The organism is Campylobacter sp. BCW_6889, assembly GCF_001762535.1.
GTDB lineage: Bacteria > Campylobacterota > Campylobacteria > Campylobacterales > Campylobacteraceae > Campylobacter_D > Campylobacter_D jejuni.
In genome coordinates this window covers 1-2233 of the sequence record NZ_MJWZ01000025.1, presented here as the reverse complement: position 1 = coordinate 2233, position 2233 = coordinate 1, and the positions used below count along the sequence as shown (strand labels likewise).

The window sequence follows — 2233 nt, the reverse complement described above, 5'->3', positions numbered from 1 at the left end:
GCTTTTTAAAACCCGATATTTTGGTTAAAGGAGCTGATTATAAAGATAAGCTTGTTGTGGGTACGGATATTGTTTCAAAAGTTAAATTAATCGACTTTGAAGAAGGATTTAGCACAAGTAAGATCATAGAAAAGATTAAGGATAAAAAATGATAAATTTAGTAGAAAAAGAATGGCAAGAACATCAAAAAATCGTTCAAGAAAGTGAAATTTTAAAAGGACAAATCGCTAAAATAGGTGAGCTTTTATGTGAATGTCTTAAAAAAGGTGGCAAGATTTTGATTTGTGGAAATGGTGGAAGTGCAGCTGATGCACAGCATTTTGCAGCTGAACTCAGTGGGCGTTATAAAAAAGAACGCAAGGCTTTAGCAGGTATAGCACTTACAACCGATACTTCAGCACTTAGTGCTATAGGAAATGACTATGGTTTTGAGTTTGTTTTTTCAAGACAAGTGGAAGCTTTAGGAAATGAAAATGATATTTTAATCGGTATTTCAACGAGTGGAAAAAGCCCTAATGTTTTAGAAGCTTTTAAAAAAGCAAAAGAACTTAATATGCTTTGTTTAGGGCTTAGCGGAAAAGGTGGTGGAATGATGAATAAGCTTTGTGATTATAATCTTGTCGTGCCAAGCGATGATACGGCTAGAATTCAAGAAATGCACATTTTGATCATACACGCACTTTGTCAGATCATAGATGAGAGCTATAAAACTGATTTATAAAAACCTATGAAAAACTATAAATAAATATCAAATATTTTTAGATTTTTATTGAAAATTTATTATTTTTACTTAAAATTTATACAAGGAACTTTTTATGGTAAATCAACCAACGGCTACTATTTTTGCTGGTGTAAATGGTGCAGGAAAGACTACTTTATATTTTTTAGCACAAGAGCAAGGAATAAATTTAGGTTATCGCATAAATGTAGATGAGATAGCTCAAAGCATTGGAGATCATAGAGATAGACAAACTCAAATTCGTGCCTCAAAGATAGCTATAAAAATGCGTAAAGTATATATAAATGATAAACTTAATTTTAATCAAGAAACTACGCTTTGCGGAAAAGCTATATTAAATCTATTTAGTGAATTAAAAGAGTATGGTTATAAAATCAATTTACACTTCGTAGGACTTGATAGCCCGCAAACTGCAAAAGCACGAGTAAAAATAAGAGTAGCTAAAGGTGGGCACGACATAGAGCCACATTTAATAGATAAAAGATATTATGAAAGTATGCAAAATCTTTTAAAAATTATGCCATTATGTGATGAGATTTTGGTTTATGATAATACTAAAAATTATGAATTAATTGCAAAGATAACAAATGGGATATTAGATTTGCAAAATAATGTCACTTGGTTTAGTGATTTAATACCAGATAAAACACAATTTAAAAGTTATTCTTATAATAATGGATACAATCATTCTAACAGGATTAAGTCATGATAGATAAGCTTGTTTCTATCAGACATGCTGCAAATTTACTTGGTGTTACAATACAAACAATCCGCAATTGGGATAAGCAAGGCTTTTTAAAACCCGATATTTTGGTTAAAGGAGCTGATTATAAAGATAAGCTTGTTGTGGGTACGGATATTGTTTCAAAAGTTAAATTAATCGACTTTGAAGAAGGATTTAGCACAAGTAAGATCATAGAAAAGATTAAGGATAAAAAATGATAAATTTAGTAGAAAAAGAATGGCAAGAACATCAAAAAATCGTTCAAGAAAGTGAAATTTTAAAAGGACAAATCGCTAAAATAGGTGAGCTTTTATGTGAATGTCTTAAAAAAGGTGGCAAGATTTTGATTTGTGGAAATGGTGGAAGTGCAGCTGATGCACAGCATTTTGCAGCTGAACTCAGTGGGCGTTATAAAAAAGAACGCAAGGCTTTAGCAGGTATAGCACTTACAACCGATACTTCAGCACTTAGTGCTATAGGAAATGACTATGGTTTTGAGTTTGTTTTTTCAAGACAAGTGGAAGCTTTAGGAAATGAAAATGATATTTTAATCGGTATTTCAACGAGTGGAAAAAGCCCTAATGTTTTAGAAGCTTTTAAAAAAGCAAAAGAACTTAATATGCTTTGTTTAGGGCTTAGCGGAAAAGGTGGTGGAATGATGAATAAGCTTTGTGATTATAATCTTGTCGTGCCAAGCGATGATACGGCTAGAATTCAAGAAATGCACATTTTGATCATACACGCACTTTGTCAGATCATAGATGAGAGCT

The 2233-nt window shown here is 31.8% G+C and carries 3 protein-coding genes and 2 pseudogenes; all 5 read left to right on the top strand.

Features of this window, described 5'->3' with window-relative positions; all coding sequences use genetic code 11:
* Nucleotides 1–152: pseudogene (locus AJ939_RS11085) on the top strand (bifunctional heptose 7-phosphate kinase/heptose 1-phosphate adenyltransferase); the annotation flags it as partial.
* Entirely contained in the window at nucleotides 149–721 is a 573-nt protein-coding gene (gene gmhA / locus AJ939_RS02815; RefSeq protein WP_070276057.1) for a D-sedoheptulose 7-phosphate isomerase, read from the top strand. The pseudogene AJ939_RS11085 and the gene gmhA (AJ939_RS02815), both read left to right, overlap by 4 nt.
* 94 nt (nucleotides 722–815) lie before the next feature.
* On the top strand, nucleotides 816–1448 hold the full coding sequence (locus AJ939_RS02810; RefSeq protein ID WP_044780792.1) for a zeta toxin family protein: 633 nt from the start codon (nucleotides 816–818) through the stop codon (nucleotides 1446–1448).
* Nucleotides 1448–1582, top strand: a pseudogene (locus AJ939_RS11080) (MerR family DNA-binding transcriptional regulator); the annotation flags it as partial. The gene AJ939_RS02810 and the pseudogene AJ939_RS11080, both read left to right, overlap by 1 nt.
* Nucleotides 1583–1677: 95 nt before the next feature.
* Nucleotides 1678–2233: D-sedoheptulose 7-phosphate isomerase (gene gmhA / locus AJ939_RS02800; RefSeq protein WP_044780033.1), on the top strand; the 556-nt coding region annotated here is incomplete at its 3' end.

Coding starts and splice junctions, on each gene's coding strand:
- AJ939_RS02810 (WP_044780792.1), top strand. CDS start 816: ATGGTAAATCAACCAACGGCTACTATTTTTGCTGGTGTAAATGGTGCA.
- gmhA (WP_070276057.1), top strand. CDS start 149: ATGATAAATTTAGTAGAAAAAGAATGGCAAGAACATCAAAAAATCGTT.